The following is a 17,601-nucleotide window of genomic DNA, read 5'->3' as shown; positions in this document are numbered from 1 at the left end:
GTGAAAAATGAAAAGAGACTTTGGTAAAGAATATCGTCGTGATATTTTTAAGAAAATAGGTTGGGTATTATTATTAATGCTAATTTTTTTAGTGTTGGGTATGTTAATTGGCTCAGCTTTGGGTGGTTCTAATCCGTTGGCCGTATTGTGGCCAGGGACCTGGATGCATATGTTCGATTTCCTAAAATAATATGTTAAAGAAAATATTAATAGGAATTGTTAGATTTTATCAGAAATTCATATCGCCAGTGTTACCACCCAGTTGTCGTTATTACCCGACGTGTTCATCTTATTTTATTGATGCGGTAAAGAAGCACGGTGGAATTTTAGGTACTATTATGGGGATTGCAAGAATATTACGTTGTAATCCCTTTGTGCGTGGTGGGGTAGATCCCGTACCAGATAATTTCACCATTTTTAGAAATCCTCATCCGGAAAAATATGAAGATGAAATTATTGCAAAAAAATTTCATAATAAAGAATAGGAAAGATTCAATGTCTAGAAGAAAAAAATCAGTCGAAATAAATTTAAAAGATATCAGTAGTGATCCCGAAACTTATGAACTTTGGGATGGTAAACATTATATTGGAACGATAAAAAAAGAAGGCGAACGTTATCTTTCATTTGTAGAAAGTAACGATACTCCTTTTAAGTCGGTCAAACTTGACGATGCAATTAATGAATTGTTGATGCAATATAATTTACATAATCATTAATAGGTGTAGATATGCAAATAAGAAATGAAAATAAAAAGAACGACGTGGATTCGAGAATTGATTACGGAATAATTTTTTCCGTAATGATGTTGGCTATGATTGGATTAATGTCGATCTATGTGGCAACAATTCAAGATTCACAAAATCCATTAAAAAATGTGATTTCACAAGTAGTTTGGTACGTTATCGGAGCCGTTATTGTGGCGGTGGTGATGCAATTTGATGCGGAACAACTGTGGCAGGTGGCAACCTTGGCTTATTTTGCTGGGCTGGCGTTGCTGTTTTTGGTATTGATTTTTTACAGTAGATCTTACGCTGCAAGTACAGGTGCTAAGAGTTGGTTTGCCATTGGCTCGTTTACGTTCCAGCCGTCTGAAGTAATGAAACCAGCGTTTATATTGATGCTGGGTAAGGTAATCACAAACCATAATAGTGAATATTCTCATACGATTAAAAATGACTTTATGTTGATTGGAAAGTTATTCCTATGGACATTGCCTGTTATGGTACTTTTAAAGTTACAAAATGACTTCGGTACTATTTTGGTTTTCGTGGCCATCTTAGGTGGAATGATTTTGGTATCAGGTATCGATTGGAGAATTCTTTTAGTAGGATTCCTGATTGTTGCTGTTGTCGGTGGAACAGCTTTACTGTTCGCTACTACTGACTGGGGTAGAGAGATTCTTGGCCATTTTGGTTTCAGATCATATCAATTTGCCCGTATTGATAGTTGGCGTGATCCTTCAGCCGATACTTCTGAAAATGGGTATCAGATTTGGCAGAATATGAAGGCTATTGGTTCAGGTCAACTGTTTGGTAAAGGTTTTAATGTTTCCAATGTTTATGTACCAGTTCGTGAGTCAGATATGATTTTCTCTGTCGTAGGTGAAAACTTTGGATTCGTTGGTTCTTGTATTTTGATTCTCTTATACTTTTTACTAATTTACCAAATGGTTCAAGTAACTTTTGATACTAAGAATGAATTCTATGCATACGTATCAACAGGTGTTATTATGATGATTCTATTCCACGTATTTGAAAATATCGGTATGAGTGTCGGTCTATTGCCATTGACCGGTATCCCATTGCCATTTATTTCGCAAGGTGGATCTGCATTGCTTGGAAATATGATTGGTATCGGATTGATTATGTCGATGAGATTCCATCATAAGAGCTACATGTTTGAAAATGGAACTTTTAAACAAAGGTAGGAATTAATTATGAGTGATAAAAAGAATTATTTTTGGATAAAAAAGGGTGAGCATACAACTCGTATAGGTCTCACAAAAGAAGCTCAAGATACTTTAGGTGATGTCAAATATGTTGAATTACCTGATTTAGATTCTGACATAAAAAAAGGCGAATCTAGTGGCGAGATTGAAGCCCAAAAAGCCGTAGTTGAGCTAGAATCACCGGTTAGCGGTAAGATTGTCAAGGTTAATGATAAATTAAATGATAATCCTGAATTATTAAATGGTACTGAAAAAGATGCATGGTTCTTTGAAGTAAATAATTAAATTTTTAAAATTTATCTTTTTATTGTTGCTTATTTCTTGCAACATTTTTTAATAACTGTTTAAATTATCCATGGAATTAATAAATGAATGGGGATAGTTTAGAATGAAAATCTTAGGTGAAAAGATTCGCCATTACAGAAAACTCAGAGGTCTTTCTCAATCTGAGTTAGCTGATGGCATTTGTACACAGGCAACTGTCAGCCTGATTGAAAAAAAAGACAAGATTCCAAGCATGGAAATTTTGGTTCGCATTTGTGATAGACTGGGTATCACAATGAACCTTGTAATTGTTAATGATGATAGTCAAATCTATTCATTGATCAGTGATATTAAGAAGTCATTCTATCAAAATGACTTCAATGGAATTAGTGATAAACTGGGTAAGCTTAATAACATCAATGTCAACAACAAGCAAGAAATTAAGCTAATTCACTTCTTCCATGGTTTGATCGAATATGTCACAAACAAGAATTACGACAAGGCCATTTTTGATTTCAATCGCGCAATGAATGTGAACATTGCTAATGTTGATATGTACGATATTTTAATCGACATATTTACAGCTAAGGCATACATCAATAAGAAATCACTTGATGAAGCCAAAGTATACTATGACCAAGCTAAAGACTTAATCAAGTCAAGCTTAGAAAAAATTGGTGATGAGAATTACCATGATAGCATTTTGATTTACGATAACATGTCCGACTTATCATTGAAGTTGAACGAAAATCAACAAGCTATGAAGTATGCTAACGAAGGTATTTTCATTGCAAGAAAAGAACAAACTCTTTTCAAACTTGATGAAATGTATTCTTACTTAGCAGAAGCTGGCACACGTGAAGGTCAAAAGGCCGACGAGGATTACATTAAAGCATATGTGATCTCTAGTGTCAGTGAAGATAAAAAAGTATTTGAACAACTAAAATCAAAAGTTCAAGATATGCACTTAAATATCTTTTAATAAAAATAACAATTTATTAAATTCCAATAAAAAAAGGAGTGATTCGAAAGAATCACTCCTTTTTTGTTTTACCAATTATTTTCTAGGTTTCTTGATTGTCTTATTGTCTAAGTCAGTTCTAACAACAAGAACATCGCAAGCTGCAGTTCTTGTTACATATTCAGTAACAGAACCGATTAATAGTCTCTCCATGGCGTTAAGACCGGTAGCACCGATCATGATCAAATCAACGCCTAATTTCTTAGGGAAATCTGTGGCAATGATTGCCTTAGGAGCACCATATTCAATACTGTAATCAATTTCGTCTAAACCAGCATCTTTAGCCGTCTTGACATAACTCTTAACAGTATCCTTAGCTTTTTCTGTGATTTGTTCAACCATTGTTGAATCAAAACTAGAAACGTTTTGGAAAGCTCTAGTATCAATAACATGAAGCAAGTGTACAGCAGCATTATTTCTTTTAGCTACTTCTACCGCTTTCTTAAATGCTAATTCAGCTTCAAATGAACCATCAATTGGTACGAGAATGTTTTTATATTGTTGTAACATAAGTATCACCCCGTTAGTGTAGTATTGTTACTGCTTTATACCCTTATTTTAGTTGATTGAGACCGATAAATACAGTAATCAGCGAATATTTGCTAAATAAATTGAAAAGGCTGCCGCAATCAAACTGCCTAAAAGTAAAGTTATCAAATTCATTTCTTTGCTACCGACTAAAATGATGATGATCCCTAAAAGAGCAACCAAAGCTAGTAGGACAGCAGTGAAGCGCATGATATTTTTTAATGTTAGATTCTCGTTAGGCGAGTAGATCAGAAACTTCTTGTTACTGTGTGACCATAATGTATAGGCTAATGCCAATAAGAAAATAATAAAAAATATCATTAAAACTTTAATTATCATAACTATCTAACCCCGTTTTGAATTCTTTTTCCATTCTTGAATTTGTTGCATTCGAAGATTTAATGCTTGTTCATACTTACCAGTATTCTTAGGTTGATAATACTTTTTATTAACGAGATTGTTAGGTAAATATTGTTGTTCGACCCAAGAATTAGGATAATTATGTGGATATTTGTAATCAATTCCGTGACCCAATTTTTTAGCTCCTGAATAGTGGGCATCCTTAAGATCATCAGGAATTGAATTAGCGACGCCATTACGAACGTCTTCTAAAGCACTATCGATTGCTGTTATACCGGAATTTGATTTAGGACAGAGACACAGATCAATTACGGCATCTGCTAAAGGAATCCTAGCTTCAGGTAAACCAACCATTTGTGCTACCTGAGCAGCTTGAACGGCACGTGCACATGCTTGAGGATTGGCTAAACCAATATCCTCATAAGCACAAACTAGTAGGCGACGGATGGCAGATGTTAATTCACCAGCTTCCAACAGTCTAGCAAGATACAATAAGGCAGCGTTTGGATCGCTACCACGGATTGATTTTTGAAAGGCCGAAATAACATCGTAATGACTATCACCGTTTTTATCAGCCGAGATAGCTTTTCTTTGAATTGATTCTTCAATTGATTGTAAATCGATGTGAATTTGTCCGTTTTCATCACTTTCTGTTGAAAGTACGGATAGCTCTAAGCCATTTAAAATACTTCGAAGATCGCCATTCGTAGAATTTACTAACAAATTCAAAGCATTTTCGTCTAATTGGACATCATACTTACCTAAACCGTTCTTATCGTCCTCTAAAGCTCTTCTGACAGCTTTTTTTAAGTCATCACTAGTAAGTGGATGTAATTCGAAAATTTGGACACGTGAGCGGATAGCAGGGCTTATATTGATATATGGATTTTCAGTTGTAGCACCGATCAAAATAATAGAGCCACTTTCCAATAGTGGTAAGAGAAAATCCTGTTTAGTTTTGTCTAAACGGTGAATTTCGTCTAACAAAAGTACAACTGTGCCACTCATTTTGGCTTCTTCAGCCACAATTTGTAGATCTTTTTTGCTATCAGTGGCAGCATTTAATTTTCTGAAAGCATATTTGGTACTCCCAGCGATGGCACTAGCAATACTAGTTTTTCCGATCCCAGGAGGACCATAGAGAATCATTGAAGATAGCATTTTTGCTTCAACCATTCGACGAATGATTTTATGTGGACCAACTAAATGTTGTTGTCCAACGACTTCGTCAATATTAGTTGGTCGCATGCGATATGCTAATGGTTTTTGCATAATTCCTCCTATATAATTAATATGTATATATTCTACAACAAAGGATTGAGAACATGTTTAATAAAAATGATTTTAAAGTTTTCAATGATGATACCTTGAGTGGACGTTTGGAGCTAATTAGAAAAGACCTTGATCCTAAATTTGAAGTCTTAGGACAAGATCTACTTCAGGCACTTGAAGAAGAATATCATCAAAAGTTCTTTTTAAAAATAGCCAAACACCAACGTCGGACTAAAAATCCACCTCCTGATACTTGGTTAGCCATCAATCAAGATAAGAAAGGTTATAAGAAGACACCACATTTGGAATTCGGCTTGTGGCCAGATCGTTACTTTATAACTTTCAGTTTGTTGGCAGATATCAGAGGAAGGGTAGACTATTATCCTATTCTAAAAAAGTATCAAAGTAAAATCATAGCTGAGGGATGGGGCGTTTCAAATGATCACACTTCCAGTACGCTCAAGAAAGCTAACGACTTTGAGGATGTCATCGCTCATTATCAAAAAGTAAAATCCAGTGATTTAGTAATTGGATTTGAGCTGTTGAGGGATGATCCAATTGTCTCAGACTCTGACTATGATGAGCTGTTAAAAGATAAGTTTATGGAATTGAGTAAATATTTAGTCCTGTTCAATGAAGAAGTTGCAAAGAAGTAAATTGTGATTGATATCAACTAGTAGAATTTTGAATAGATACTGTTATTTTGTCAAATTTAGAAGAAAATAATAAATAGAATTGCAATTTAGCCCGGAGCAACAAATCCGATTGGTCTCAGCCGTGAAATTATACTTAGCGATTTATCGCTTAGTATAAGACCTGTATTTGAGACAATTGTGAACTTCAATTGGCTCAAATCAGCGTCCACAGCGTTCCAGACCAATCGGGTTTGTTGTGGAGGGTGACATATTTATACTTAATAAAATAGAAGCCTCTGAATAAGGGGCTTTTTTGATGGTAAAAAAAATACACCCACCAAATAGTGGATGCATTTGTTCCAAATATTAAAGAATTTGGTTGTAGTATTCAACGATCAATGATTCGTCAACATTTGGTTCTAGTTCGTCACGTTCTGGGTTACGTACTAGAGAACCTGTCATTTCGTTATCATCAAATGTAACGAAACCAGGACGACCAACAACGTTTTCAAGATTATCTTTAACAATTGTAAGATTCTTTGACTTGTCACGAAGGCTGATCTTTTGACCAACTTTAACTTCGTATGAAGGGATATCAACACGTTTGCCATCAACAGTGATGTGACCGTGGTTAACAAGTTGACGAGCTTGTGGACGTGAACTTGCTAAACCTAAACGATAAACCATGTTATCCAATCTTGTTTCAAGAAGAATCATCAAGTTAACACCGTGGATTCCTTCCATCTTACCGGCACGATTAAATAGGTTACGGAATTGACGTTCGTTAACATCATACATGAAACGTAACTTTTGCTTTTCAGCTAATTGTTGACCGTATTCTGAAACCTTACGACGGCCACCATTTGGTCCATGTTGACCAGGGGCATAGTTTCTACGGGCAATTTCCTTACCTGTACCTGAAAGTGAAATTCCTAAACGACGTGATAATTTCCAACGAGGTCCTGTATATCTTGACATAAATAAATTCCTCCAAAATGTTTGTCTGGAGTAAAATAATTAACTAGAGCACAGCATTCGTGCAGTTATCGTTACAATTTTCACCATGCGCAGCCACAGGTTACTTGTTGAACTAAATCGTCGATAAATGTTGACGTTCTTGCCGCTCTTTGCTGCATATTTTACACGAAGGCTAGTATAACGTGATTAGTACCAATTGTCAAAGCAATTTTTCCTAGGAATAGTTTAAAACTTTATTATGAAAAGTTGATAGTGCTAATAATAGTAATAATATTTGGTATAATTTCCTAGAGATAAGACGCAATTGTCATTAGGGGTGTAAAAGTGTTTGCAATTATTATTGGAATAATATTGATCGTATTGATCTTTTTGTGGTATATGTGGTTCTTGCAACGAAAGAACGCATCTACTTTAAATAAGTTAAAAGATCAAACGGATCAATTAAAAGAAGCTACTTTAGATGAAAAAATAAAAAAATTGGAAGAGATGAAACTTGCTGGTGCCAGTAAAGATCGTTTCAATCAATTAAAAGACAGTTATCGTGAACAAGTTGACCAAGTGTTTACCGATATTTTGAAACAAATGCGTGCTGCTGAATACAAGAATACTGAATTTAAGGTGTTTGGGTCAGCTAGCGACTTAAAGAAAGTCAATACTGAGGTTACTGCCTTTGAACAAAAAATCGGTGGAGTTTCGAAAGGTTTTGAAGACTTATTAGCAAGTAATGAATTGAATGCAACTCACAGTGAGGAATTGCAGAAACAATATCAAACCTTAAGAAAACAAGTTTTAACACAATCATTTAGCTATGGTCCAGCAACTGATAAATTAGAAGATGAATTGTCAGAAATTGCTAACCTATTAGATCAAGAGAAACAGTTAACTAATAAAGGGGATCACATCGAAGCCAGTCAGTATTTGGATGACGTTAAGCTTAAATTGGGATTGATTACCGATCAATTGAAAGTGATCGAACCTTTGTATCACGACTTAAATGAAGTTTTTCCTGGTCAAGTTGATGAAATAAAATTTGTCTATCAAAAATTGGTCAAACAATACTTTCAATTTAAAGATGATATTATTCAACAGATTTCTGAAGTTCAAAATGAGATTGAAGAGTCCAATAAGAAGTTGGGCGATTTAAACTTTGACGCTGTTAATACTAATAATGAAGATATCAAACAACGAATTGATGATTTATATGAAACTTTAACTTTGGAAATAGATGGTAAGAAAGATGTTCTAAAGGAACAAAAACCGGTCTTAGACTATTTGAATCATGCGGTGTTCCAACACAATCGTTTGGATAAACGGATTCAAAAGTTGCAAGAAGAATATATCTTAACCGATAAAACCCTTAAGACATTTAATGATAACTTTGCAACTTTAAATGAAGTCCGTCAAAAGTACGATGCAGATGTCCAAAGTATTGCCGACAAGAAAGTGATTTTCTCGGAAGTTAGAGAAGATTTCAAAGAGATCGTTAAACATTTAGATGATATCGAAGCTAGTGAGAAATCAATTAATGATGATTTGAATCAAATGTTGTCTAGTGAACAAATTGCTCGTAATAGCGTGGATGAGTACGCTAAGCGTTTGGAAATCCAGAAAAAGATGGTTGAACAATTACGTTTAAATGGATTACCTGATGATTATCTAGATTACTTCTATATGGTTTATGACGAGATCAATAAACTTTATGATGAACTGGACGCTAAGCAGATCAATATGGAAGATATTAGTAAACAGGTCATTGTGACCCAAGAGGACTTAAGCAACTTAGTCGAAAAAACGAAGAAGTTAAAATATAATGTTCTCTTGTCTGAAAAATTATTGCAGTATGCTAATCGTTATGCCAACAAGAATCCCGAATTTAGAGATGAATTGATTCGTGCACGAGCACTATTTGATACTGATTACAATTATGATGAAGCTGTTGAAGTCATTTCGAAGGCCTTGGAAGAAGTTGAATCAGGTTCAGTTGCTCGAATAAAAGAAACAATTAATGCATAATGGTATAGTTTTGTGTTAAGTTATAAGAGATAAAATTTTAGGCCGCAAGGCCTTTTTGTTTTGGTGAGGCAGAAATGATATATTTTGATAACAGTGCAACAACAAAAGTTAATGATTCTGTACTAAAAACTTACAATGCTGCCAGTGAGGAATATTTTGGTAATCCTTCAAGTTTGCATAAATTAGGTTTGAAAGCATATGAATTGTTAGAAACATCTCGTAAACAAATTGCGAATCTATTAGGTTTTAAGCAGGACGAAGTCGTCTTTACTAGTGGTGGTACTGAGGGGAACAACTGGATCATCAAGGGTACTGCATTCAAGAAGCGTGAATTCGGTAAACATATTATTACGACTGAAATTGAGCATCCTTCGGTGTTGAACACAATGCACCAATTAGAAGAACTTGGTTTTGAAGTAACTTATTTACCTGTAGATAAGACTGGCCATATCAGTGCTGATGATTTGAAAAAGGCCATCCGTAGCGATACTATTTTAGTTTCAACTATGGCAGTTAATAATGAAATTGGTGCAATTCAACCAATTCACGAAATTGCTAATGTATTGAAAGACTATCCAAGTATCAGTTACCATGTTGATTCAGTTCAAGCGATTGGTAAGAATCTTCAATCTAAATTTATGGACCCAAGAGTTGATTATTATACTTTCTCAGGTCATAAATTCCATGCACCTCGTGGAATCGGCTTTATTTATATGAAAGAAGGCAAGCAATTAGAGCCTTTAATGGCCGGTGGTGGTCAAGAATCTAACCTTCGTAGCGGTACTGAAAATACACCTGCAATTGCTGGTATGGCAAAAGCTATCCGTTTGTTGAAAGAAAATGAAGCTCAAAAAGCTGATAAGATGGAACAACTAAAGGAAAAATTAGTTAACCATTTGCATACTTTGGATAATGTTCACGTCTTCTCACAAGTTGCCGATAATTTTGCTCCACACATTATTTGTTTCACAATTGATGGTGTTCGTGGCGAAACAATCGTACATACTTTTGAGGACCGCGATATTTATATTTCTACAACTAGTGCTTGTTCTTCTAAGAAGGGCTTGGAGTCTGGTACTTTGAAAGCCATGAATGTGCAAGAAAATGTTGCAACTAGCGCTGTACGTGTCAGTTTAGACGAAAGCAATACAGAAGCTGAAATGGATGAATTTATTAAGAATTTGGATGAAATTCATGATCATTTTCAAATTTTGAATTAGGAGATTTAAATGGAATATACTGAAATTATGGTTCGTTACGGCGAGCTATCAACTAAGGGGAAGAATCGTAAGAGTTTTATCGACCGCCTTCATGGTAATGTCGCTAAAGTTTTGAACGATTATCCTGATTTAAGAATGCAACCACATCGTGATCGTTTGCATATCAAATTGAACGGCACAGATGCTAAACCAGTAATGGAAAAGTTAAAGAATGTTTTTGGTATTCAAACTTTTTCATTGAGTGTTAAAGTTTCTCGTAATTTTGAAGATGTGAAGAAAAAAGCTGTTGAAATGATGCATGAGGCTTATAAACCTGGCATGAGTTTCAAAGTTGGAACTAAACGTTCTGATCACACCTATGAACTTGATACTAATCAAATCAACTTGCAATTAGGGGATGCTATTTGTGATGAATTCCCTGGAATTGATGTTGAAATGAAGAAACCGGACATCAAGATTTCTGTAGAAGTAAGACAAGATGGAATTTATCTTTCATATCTAACAGTTAAAGGTGCCGGTGGATTACCAGTTGGTACAGCTGGAAAAGCTATGTTAATGCTATCTGGTGGAATTGATTCACCCGTTGCTGGTTATCTAGCAATGAAACGTGGTGTTGATATTGAAATGGTGCACTTCTTCAGTCCACCATACACATCAGAGCAGGCTTTGAACAAGGCCAAAGAATTAACTTCTAAGTTAACAGCTTTTGGTGGACATATTAAGTTTATTGAAGTACCATTTGCTGAAATTCAAGAAACAATCAAAGCAGGCGTTCCAGAAGGCTATCTAATGACCATCCAACGTCGATTCATGCTGAGATTGACAGACTTGATACGTGAAAAAGAAAATGGTTTAGCTATTTTTAATGGAGAAGCCGTCGGACAAGTTGCTTCACAAACATTGGAAAGTATGGCAGCTATCAATGATGTCACAACAACACCAATTTTGCGTCCCGTAGCCACAATGGATAAGACTGAAATTATCAGATTGGCAGAAAAAATCGATACCTTCAATCTATCAATCCAACCATTCGAAGACTGTTGTACAGTTTTTGCTCCACCATCACCAAAGACCCGTCCAAGTATCGAAAAGACACGCAAGTTTGAAAGTTCACTTGATGTTGACGGATTAATCCAACGTGCAATGGACGGAATCAAGATCACAACCATCGAACATGGTGACAAGTTCATGGAAAGTGACCAAGAAAATATCAGCAGTTTGCTATAAAACTGATTGACGTTTCACAATTTATGATTTATTATCAGAATATCAGCTTTGAGCAGGAGTGTTATTTAGCTAGATTTCAGAGAAGGCATGTTGTTGAGAATTGCCGAATCGAACTAAGTAACTGTTGCCTGTGAGCTATCATATAAAAATGATCGGGCCACCGTTATCTGTTGAGTGAGGAGTTATTCGTAACTCCTAATTTAGGTGGTACCGCGAGTCTTCGTCCTATTCGGATGAGGGCTCTTTTTTTTACAAACTCTTAGCGGTTATACCGCTTAGAGTTTGTTATGGGGACGTCGAGAGACGCCTGTATACTCATTTTTACATATTTTAATAATGTATATTAATTTTTCACGGAGGAACTACTATGAGAGAAATCGACATGGATACAAAATATAATCCACAAGAAGTCGAAGAGGGACGTTATCAAACATGGTTAGATGACGGAGACTTTAAACCTTCTGGCGACAAGAAAGCTAAACCTTATTCAATCGTTATCCCACCACCAAATGTTACTGGTAAGTTGCACTTAGGACATGCCTGGGATACAACAATTCAAGATACTTTGATTCGTTACAAACGTATGCAAGGTTTCGATACTTTATATCTTCCTGGTATGGATCATGCCGGAATTGCTACACAAGCTAAGGTTGAAGCTAAGTTACGTGAACAAGGTGTAACACGCTATGATCTTGGACGTGAAAAGTTCGTTGATGAAGTTTGGAAATGGAAAGATGAATTTGCTTCAATCATCAAATCACAATGGGGTAAACTAGGTTTATCACTTGATTACTCACGTGAAAGATTTACCTTGGATGAAGGCTTGTCAAAGGCTGTTCGCAAAGTCTTTGTTAAGTTATATAACGAAGGTTTGATCTATCGTGGTGAATACATTATCAACTGGGATCCACAACTACAAACTGCTTTGTCAGATATTGAAGTTATCCACAAGGATGACCAAGGTGCTTTCTATCATGTTAAGTACCCATACGCTGATGGTTCTGGTTTCATTGAAATTGCTACAACACGTCCAGAAACAATGTTTGGTGATGTTGCCGTTGCCGTTGCTCCTGATGATGACCGTTACAAGGATATCGTTGGTAAAGAAGTTGTTGTTCCACTTGTAAATCGTAAGATTCCTATTATCACTGATCACTATGTTGATAAAGAGTTTGGTACTGGTATGGTTAAGATTACACCTGCCCATGACCCTAACGATTTTGCTGTTGGTAACAGACATGACTTGAAGCGTATCAATACTATGAATGCTGACGGTACAATGAACGAAAATGCTGGTAAGTATAACGGTATGGATCGTTTCGAAGCTCGTAAGGCTATTGTTAAAGACCTTGAAGATAACGGTGATATGATCCGTATTGAACCATACGTTCACAGTGTTGGACATTCAGAACGTTCTGGCGTACAAGTTGAACCAAGACTTTCAACACAATGGTTTGTTAAGATGAAGCCACTAGCTGAGATGGCTTTGAAGAATCAACAAACTGATAACAAAGTTGATTTTGTTCCTGATCGTTTTGAAGATACCTTCACACAATGGATGGATAACGTTCATGATTGGGTTATTTCAAGACAACTATGGTGGGGACATCAAATTCCAGCTTGGTATAACAAGAAGACTGGTGAAACTTACGTTGGTGAAGAAGCTCCTAAAGATATTGAAAACTGGGATCAAGAATCTGATGTTCTTGATACATGGTTCTCAAGTGCTCTTTGGCCATTTTCAACTATGGGTTGGCCAGATACTGACTCAGAAGACTACAAACGTTATTTCCCAACTAATACTTTAGTTACTGGATACGACATCATCTTCTTCTGGGTTTCAAGAATGATTTTCCAAAGTTTGAAATTTACAGGTAAGAAACCGTTCGACCACGTTGTTATTCACGGTTTGATTCGTGATGAACAAGGCCGTAAGATGAGTAAATCACTTGGTAATGGTATTGATCCAATGGACGTTATCAAAAAGTACGGTGCTGATGGTCTTCGTTGGTTCCTACTAAACGGTTCAACACCAGGACAAGATACACGTTTCAGTTATGATAAGATGGACTCTTCATGGAACTTCATCAACAAGATTTGGAATGCTTCACGTTACGTTATCATGAATCTTGATGAAGATACTCCAGCTATGGATGATCTTTCTAAAGTTACAACATATGATCTTTCAGATAAGTGGATTTTAGCTAAATTGAATCATACAGTTAAAGAAGTTATTCGCTTAATGGATAGCTTTGAATTTGGTGAAGTTGGCCGTACACTTTATAACTTTATCTGGAATGATTTCTGTGATTGGTATATTGAGATGAGTAAAGCTACTTTAACAGGGGATGATGAAGCAGCTAAGAAACAAAAGAAGATGATTTTGACATACGTTCTTGATCAAACTCTACGTTTAATGCACCCAATCATGCCATTCGTTACAGAAAAAATCTGGTTGACAATGCCACATAACGGCAAGACAATCATGCATGCTCAATATCCTGAATATCATGAAGAGTTAGACAATGATGATGCTATGGACCAAATGGATGTTTTGATCGACTTAATCAAGGCCTCAAGAAAGATCCGTGTTGAAGCTAACGCACCAATGTCCAATGCTGTTGATATTATGATCAAACCTCAAGATGAAAAAATTAAAGATGTTATTTTGAACAATAAGGAATACATCGATCGTTTCATGCATCCTAAGGAATTGACAGTAGCAACTGACGTTGTAGCACCTGCATTGGCAATGACATCAGTAACTAATAGTGCTGAATTGTATGTTCCATTGGCAGAATTGATTAATCTTGATGAAGAAATTGCTCGTCAAGAAGAAGAAGTTGCTAAACTGGATAAAGAAATTGCACGTATTGATAAGAAATTGTCAAATAAAGGTTTTGTTGAGAAAGCACCTGAAAAGGTTGTTAACGAACAAAAAGAAAAATTGGCTGATTATCAATCTCGTCAAGCAAAAGTTCAACAAAGAATTCAACAATTAAAAGATAATCAATAAAATTGAGTATATAATTATAGGGGTTGGCAGATGTCCAACCCCTTTTCTTTGAAAAGGAGTGATTTAAGTTGTTAAAAAGCTATGAAGAGGCAATTAATTATATTCACTCGTTACCAAAGTTTCATCGTACGAATAATTTAGACAACATCAGGGAAGCTTTAGACGTTTTGGGTAATCCTCAAAATGATTATGAGACGATTCATATTACTGGGACAAATGGCAAAGGTACAACCAGTAACTTTTTAGCCAACTTATTGGAAGCTGATAATAAGAAAGTTGGACTATTCATTTCGCCTTATGTAAAAGTATTCAATGAACGGATTCAAATTAATCATCAATATATTCCCAATCAAGATTTATTAGATAATGTGAATTATTTAATAGATAAAATTGGTGATATTCAATTGGCAGAATTTGAATTTGTTACTGTCTTGGGGTATTTTTATTTCCGTGGACGTGTCGATGTAGCTGTGATCGAAGCGGGAATTGGTGCTCGTCATGATAAAACAAACGTCATTACACCGGTGGTATCAGTAATTACTTCCGTAGATTTGGATCATGAGAAATTAATTGGACCGACTTTACAAGATATAGCATTTGAAAAAGCTGGTATTATTAAAAAAAATAGACCGATCGTAACTGGTTTATTGCAAGATTCCATAAAAGAAATAGTTGCCGATGCCGCTACGGAAATGTCGAGTCCACTTTATAAATTTAATCGTGATTTTGGTATTAAAGATTTTGAAACAAAAAATTTCAAATTATCATTTACATATTATGATGATAAGGTAACAATAAGAGAGATATCTTGTGATGGTTTTGAAAAAACCACTGCGATGAATGCTGCTATCGCTATTTGTGCTTATAGTCAGTATCAACAAAAGCATCAAAATGCAGTCTCAACAGGACTTATCAAGGATAATCTTGATAGTCATCACCTGCTAGGACGAGCACAAATAGTTCAAAATGAACCCTTAGTTTTGATGGATGGGGCACATAATATTTCAGCAATTTATAATTTAATTAATTCTTTAGCTACAAATTATGAAAATAAAGATATAATTGTTTTGTATGCTGGAATGAAAGATAAAGATCGCAGTGAAATTATTCAAGAATTAGCACCAAAGGTAAAGCATATTTATATCACAACACTTGATATGCAAAGATCTGCGGCTGCTGAGGATTATGATTTATCGGATTATAGTAATATTTCTTTTATTGAAAACTATCATGCGGAGTTACAGAAAATAACAGATCAATTAAGTGATCAGCAAATGTTGTTGATTACGGGATCTTTCTATTTAATTTCTGATTTGGAGAGTTATTTTGCGTAATTTCCACTATGATGATAAATTTAAGAGAAAAAATTTTAGCTTATGGTGTCAGCACCTTAAAAGATGAAGAACTAATGGCCGTTGTCATTGGCAATGGCACCAAGAAAAATAATGTTTTGGAGCTATCGAAAAAAATTGTTTCGAATGTGAATGGTTTAAATTTGAATTTGGACCAATTAATGGCTTTTAATGGTATTGGAGTTGCTCAAGCCTGTAAAATTTTGGCGGCAATCGAATTAGGTACTAGAAAAGTTAAATCAGATAGGTTATCAGAACAAGTTGTTTCAGTAGATGATATTGGAAAACATTTAATAAATATAATAGGTAGTACTCCACAAGAAAAACTAATGGCCGTCTACTTGAATAATAGTTATCATGTCATTAATGAGAAGACCATTTTCATTGGCACGATCGATCAGGCAACAGTTCATCCGCGAGATATTCTGCGAGAAGCAATCCAAGTTTCAGCAACGCAAGTCGTGATAGCTCATAACCATCCGAATGGTACGTTGATGTTTTCGAAGAATGATCAGGAATTTAGTTTGAGGTTGAGAAAGTGTTGCGATTTAATGGGAATAAACTTATTAGACCATTTAATTATTACAAGAAAATCATATTCTAGTTTGAAGAATTTAAATTTAATTTAGGATATGTTTTGTCATACTTTAAATCAGTATTTTGTATGATATAATTTTGGTTAGCGTAAAATGTGGTGTGTACTTTAAAGGAGAGAAATAAATTGTTTGGTATTGGATCAAAGAAGCTTGGCATAGATTTAGGAACTGCAAATACTTTAGTTTATGCTGAAGGAAAAGGAATCGTTTTAAACGAGCCTTCTGTTGTTGCAAAGAATAATAACACTGGAGAAATCGTTGCTGTCGGTTCAGATGCTCGTGAGATGATTGGACGTACACCTGGTAGTATTTCTGCCATTCGTCCAATGCGTGATGGAGTAATTGCTGATTATGACACAACTGCTGCTATGATGAAGTATTTCATTGAAAAAACAGCCAATAATTCAAAACCTTCCGTAATGGTTTGTGTTCCTAGTGGTGTTACTGAAGTTGAAAAGAGAGCTGTTATTGAAGCAACTCAACATGCAGGTGCTCGTGAAGCATATGTAATCGAAGAACCATTTGCAGCCGCTATCGGAGCTGGACTTCCAGTTATGGATCCAACCGGTAACATGGTTGTTGATATTGGTGGTGGTACAACTGACGTTGCTACCATTTCACTAGGTGGAATTGTATCATCACGCTCAATCAGAGTCGCTGGTGACAAGTTTGATGATTCAATTTCAGCTTATATTAAGTCAAATTATAATTTACAAATTGGTGAAAGAACTGCTGAAGATGTTAAGATTCAAATCGGTTCAGCTTCAATTGAAAAAGCTAAAGAGATTGAATCAATGCAAATTCGTGGTCGTGACCTTGTTACAGGTTTACCAAAGACAGTTCAATTAACTGGTGAAGATATTGCAACTGCAATTCATGAAAATGTCGAAGAGATCATTGAGACAATCAAAGAAACTCTTGAAGAAACATCTCCTGAAATTGCTGCCGATGTAATCGATCACGGTATCGTTCTAACCGGTGGTGGAGCATTATTGCATCATTTACCAGAAGTAATCTCAGAAGCAACTGGAGTTCCCGTATTCATTGCTCAAGACCCACTAGATTGTGTGGCTATCGGTACTGGCGAATCACTTAAGAATATCGATGTAATGCGTCGCCAAAAATAAGCGGGATGAATTCCCGTTTTTTTTATTTGATCTACTAGGAGGA

18 protein-coding genes are annotated in these 17,601 nt (G+C 35.5%); 14 read left to right on the top strand and 4 right to left on the bottom strand.

What is annotated here, in order from left to right:
- Positions 1-7 precede the first annotated feature (7 nt).
- The 6 genes from U8526_RS10150 (at position 8) to U8526_RS10125 (ending at position 3,195) form a co-directional block, all read left to right on the top strand.
- Complete coding sequence (locus tag U8526_RS10150) at positions 8-190, top strand: DNA-directed RNA polymerase subunit beta (protein WP_054643442.1); 183 nt, start codon at positions 8-10, stop codon at positions 188-190.
- Position 191: 1 nt separating this feature from the next.
- Positions 192-485, top strand: coding sequence for a membrane protein insertion efficiency factor YidD (yidD, locus tag U8526_RS10145; RefSeq protein WP_334341849.1), 294 nt, complete (start codon positions 192-194; stop codon positions 483-485).
- A 10-nt stretch (positions 486-495) separates the two neighbouring features.
- Positions 496-717: a DUF2969 family protein gene (locus U8526_RS10140; RefSeq protein ID WP_334341848.1), complete on the top strand. Its 222-nt coding sequence runs from the start codon at positions 496-498 to the stop codon at positions 715-717.
- A gap of 11 nt (positions 718-728) precedes the next feature.
- Positions 729-1,928 carry an FtsW/RodA/SpoVE family cell cycle protein gene (locus U8526_RS10135; protein ID WP_334341847.1) on the top strand — a complete coding sequence of 400 codons (1,200 nt, stop codon included), beginning with the start codon at positions 729-731 and terminating at the stop codon, positions 1,926-1,928.
- A 9-nt stretch (positions 1,929-1,937) separates the two neighbouring features.
- Positions 1,938-2,234 (top strand): glycine cleavage system protein H, encoded by a 297-nt coding sequence (locus tag U8526_RS10130; RefSeq protein ID WP_025085334.1) that lies wholly within the window; start codon positions 1,938-1,940, stop codon positions 2,232-2,234.
- A 103-nt stretch (positions 2,235-2,337) separates the two neighbouring features.
- Entirely contained in the window at positions 2,338-3,195 is an 858-nt protein-coding gene (locus U8526_RS10125) for a helix-turn-helix transcriptional regulator (protein WP_334341846.1), read from the top strand.
- Between the two features lie 75 nt (positions 3,196-3,270).
- On the opposite strand, the gene U8526_RS10120 is transcribed toward U8526_RS10125, so the two are convergent.
- The 3 genes from U8526_RS10120 to U8526_RS10110 form a co-directional block, all read right to left on the bottom strand.
- Complete coding sequence (locus U8526_RS10120) at positions 3,271-3,744, bottom strand: universal stress protein (protein ID WP_334341845.1); 474 nt, start codon at positions 3,742-3,744, stop codon at positions 3,271-3,273.
- Between the two features lie 78 nt (positions 3,745-3,822).
- A complete protein-coding gene (locus tag U8526_RS10115; protein WP_334341844.1) occupies positions 3,823-4,101 on the bottom strand; it encodes a hypothetical protein in 279 nt (92 codons plus the stop codon).
- Between the two features lie 6 nt (positions 4,102-4,107).
- Positions 4,108-5,394 (bottom strand): replication-associated recombination protein A, encoded by a 1,287-nt coding sequence (locus U8526_RS10110; RefSeq protein WP_334341843.1) that lies wholly within the window; start codon positions 5,392-5,394, stop codon positions 4,108-4,110.
- Positions 5,395-5,447: 53 nt separating this feature from the next.
- Here U8526_RS10110 and U8526_RS10105 point away from each other — a divergent pair, with 53 nt between their 5' ends.
- Positions 5,448-6,050, top strand: coding sequence for a DUF1054 family protein (locus U8526_RS10105; RefSeq protein ID WP_334341842.1), 603 nt, complete (start codon positions 5,448-5,450; stop codon positions 6,048-6,050).
- 345 nt (positions 6,051-6,395) lie between these two features.
- Here the strand turns inward: U8526_RS10105 and rpsD are convergent, their stop codons facing one another.
- A complete protein-coding gene (rpsD, locus tag U8526_RS10100; protein ID WP_334341841.1) occupies positions 6,396-7,007 on the bottom strand; it encodes a 30S ribosomal protein S4 in 612 nt (203 codons plus the stop codon).
- A gap of 324 nt (positions 7,008-7,331) precedes the next feature.
- Here rpsD and U8526_RS10095 point away from each other — a divergent pair, with 324 nt between their 5' ends.
- The 7 genes from U8526_RS10095 (at position 7,332) to U8526_RS10065 (ending at position 17,558) form a co-directional block, all read left to right on the top strand.
- Positions 7,332-9,020, top strand: coding sequence for a septation ring formation regulator EzrA (locus U8526_RS10095; RefSeq protein ID WP_334341840.1), 1,689 nt, complete (start codon positions 7,332-7,334; stop codon positions 9,018-9,020).
- A gap of 74 nt (positions 9,021-9,094) precedes the next feature.
- Positions 9,095-10,240 (top strand): cysteine desulfurase family protein, encoded by a 1,146-nt coding sequence (locus U8526_RS10090; RefSeq protein WP_334341839.1) that lies wholly within the window; start codon positions 9,095-9,097, stop codon positions 10,238-10,240.
- Positions 10,241-10,249: 9 nt separating this feature from the next.
- Positions 10,250-11,467, top strand: coding sequence for a tRNA uracil 4-sulfurtransferase ThiI (gene thiI / locus U8526_RS10085; RefSeq protein WP_334341838.1), 1,218 nt, complete (start codon positions 10,250-10,252; stop codon positions 11,465-11,467).
- A 367-nt stretch (positions 11,468-11,834) separates the two neighbouring features.
- The gene (locus U8526_RS10080) at positions 11,835-14,483 is read left to right on the top strand and encodes a valine--tRNA ligase (RefSeq protein WP_334341837.1); all 2,649 of its coding nucleotides are present in this window, start codon (positions 11,835-11,837) and stop codon (positions 14,481-14,483) included.
- A gap of 68 nt (positions 14,484-14,551) precedes the next feature.
- On the top strand, positions 14,552-15,817 hold the full coding sequence (locus U8526_RS10075) for a bifunctional folylpolyglutamate synthase/dihydrofolate synthase (RefSeq protein ID WP_334341836.1): 1,266 nt from the start codon (positions 14,552-14,554) through the stop codon (positions 15,815-15,817).
- 8 nt (positions 15,818-15,825) lie between these two features.
- Positions 15,826-16,464 (top strand): RadC family protein, encoded by a 639-nt coding sequence (radC, locus tag U8526_RS10070; RefSeq protein WP_334341835.1) that lies wholly within the window; start codon positions 15,826-15,828, stop codon positions 16,462-16,464.
- Positions 16,465-16,556: 92 nt separating this feature from the next.
- A complete protein-coding gene (locus U8526_RS10065) occupies positions 16,557-17,558 on the top strand; it encodes a rod shape-determining protein (RefSeq protein WP_334341834.1) in 1,002 nt (333 codons plus the stop codon).
- Positions 17,559-17,601 lie beyond the last annotated feature (43 nt).

The organism is Companilactobacillus sp. HBUAS56275 (genome assembly GCF_036913655.1).
Lineage (GTDB): Bacteria > Bacillota > Bacilli > Lactobacillales > Lactobacillaceae > Companilactobacillus > Companilactobacillus pullicola.
This window is presented reverse-complemented; position numbering and strand designations above follow the sequence as displayed.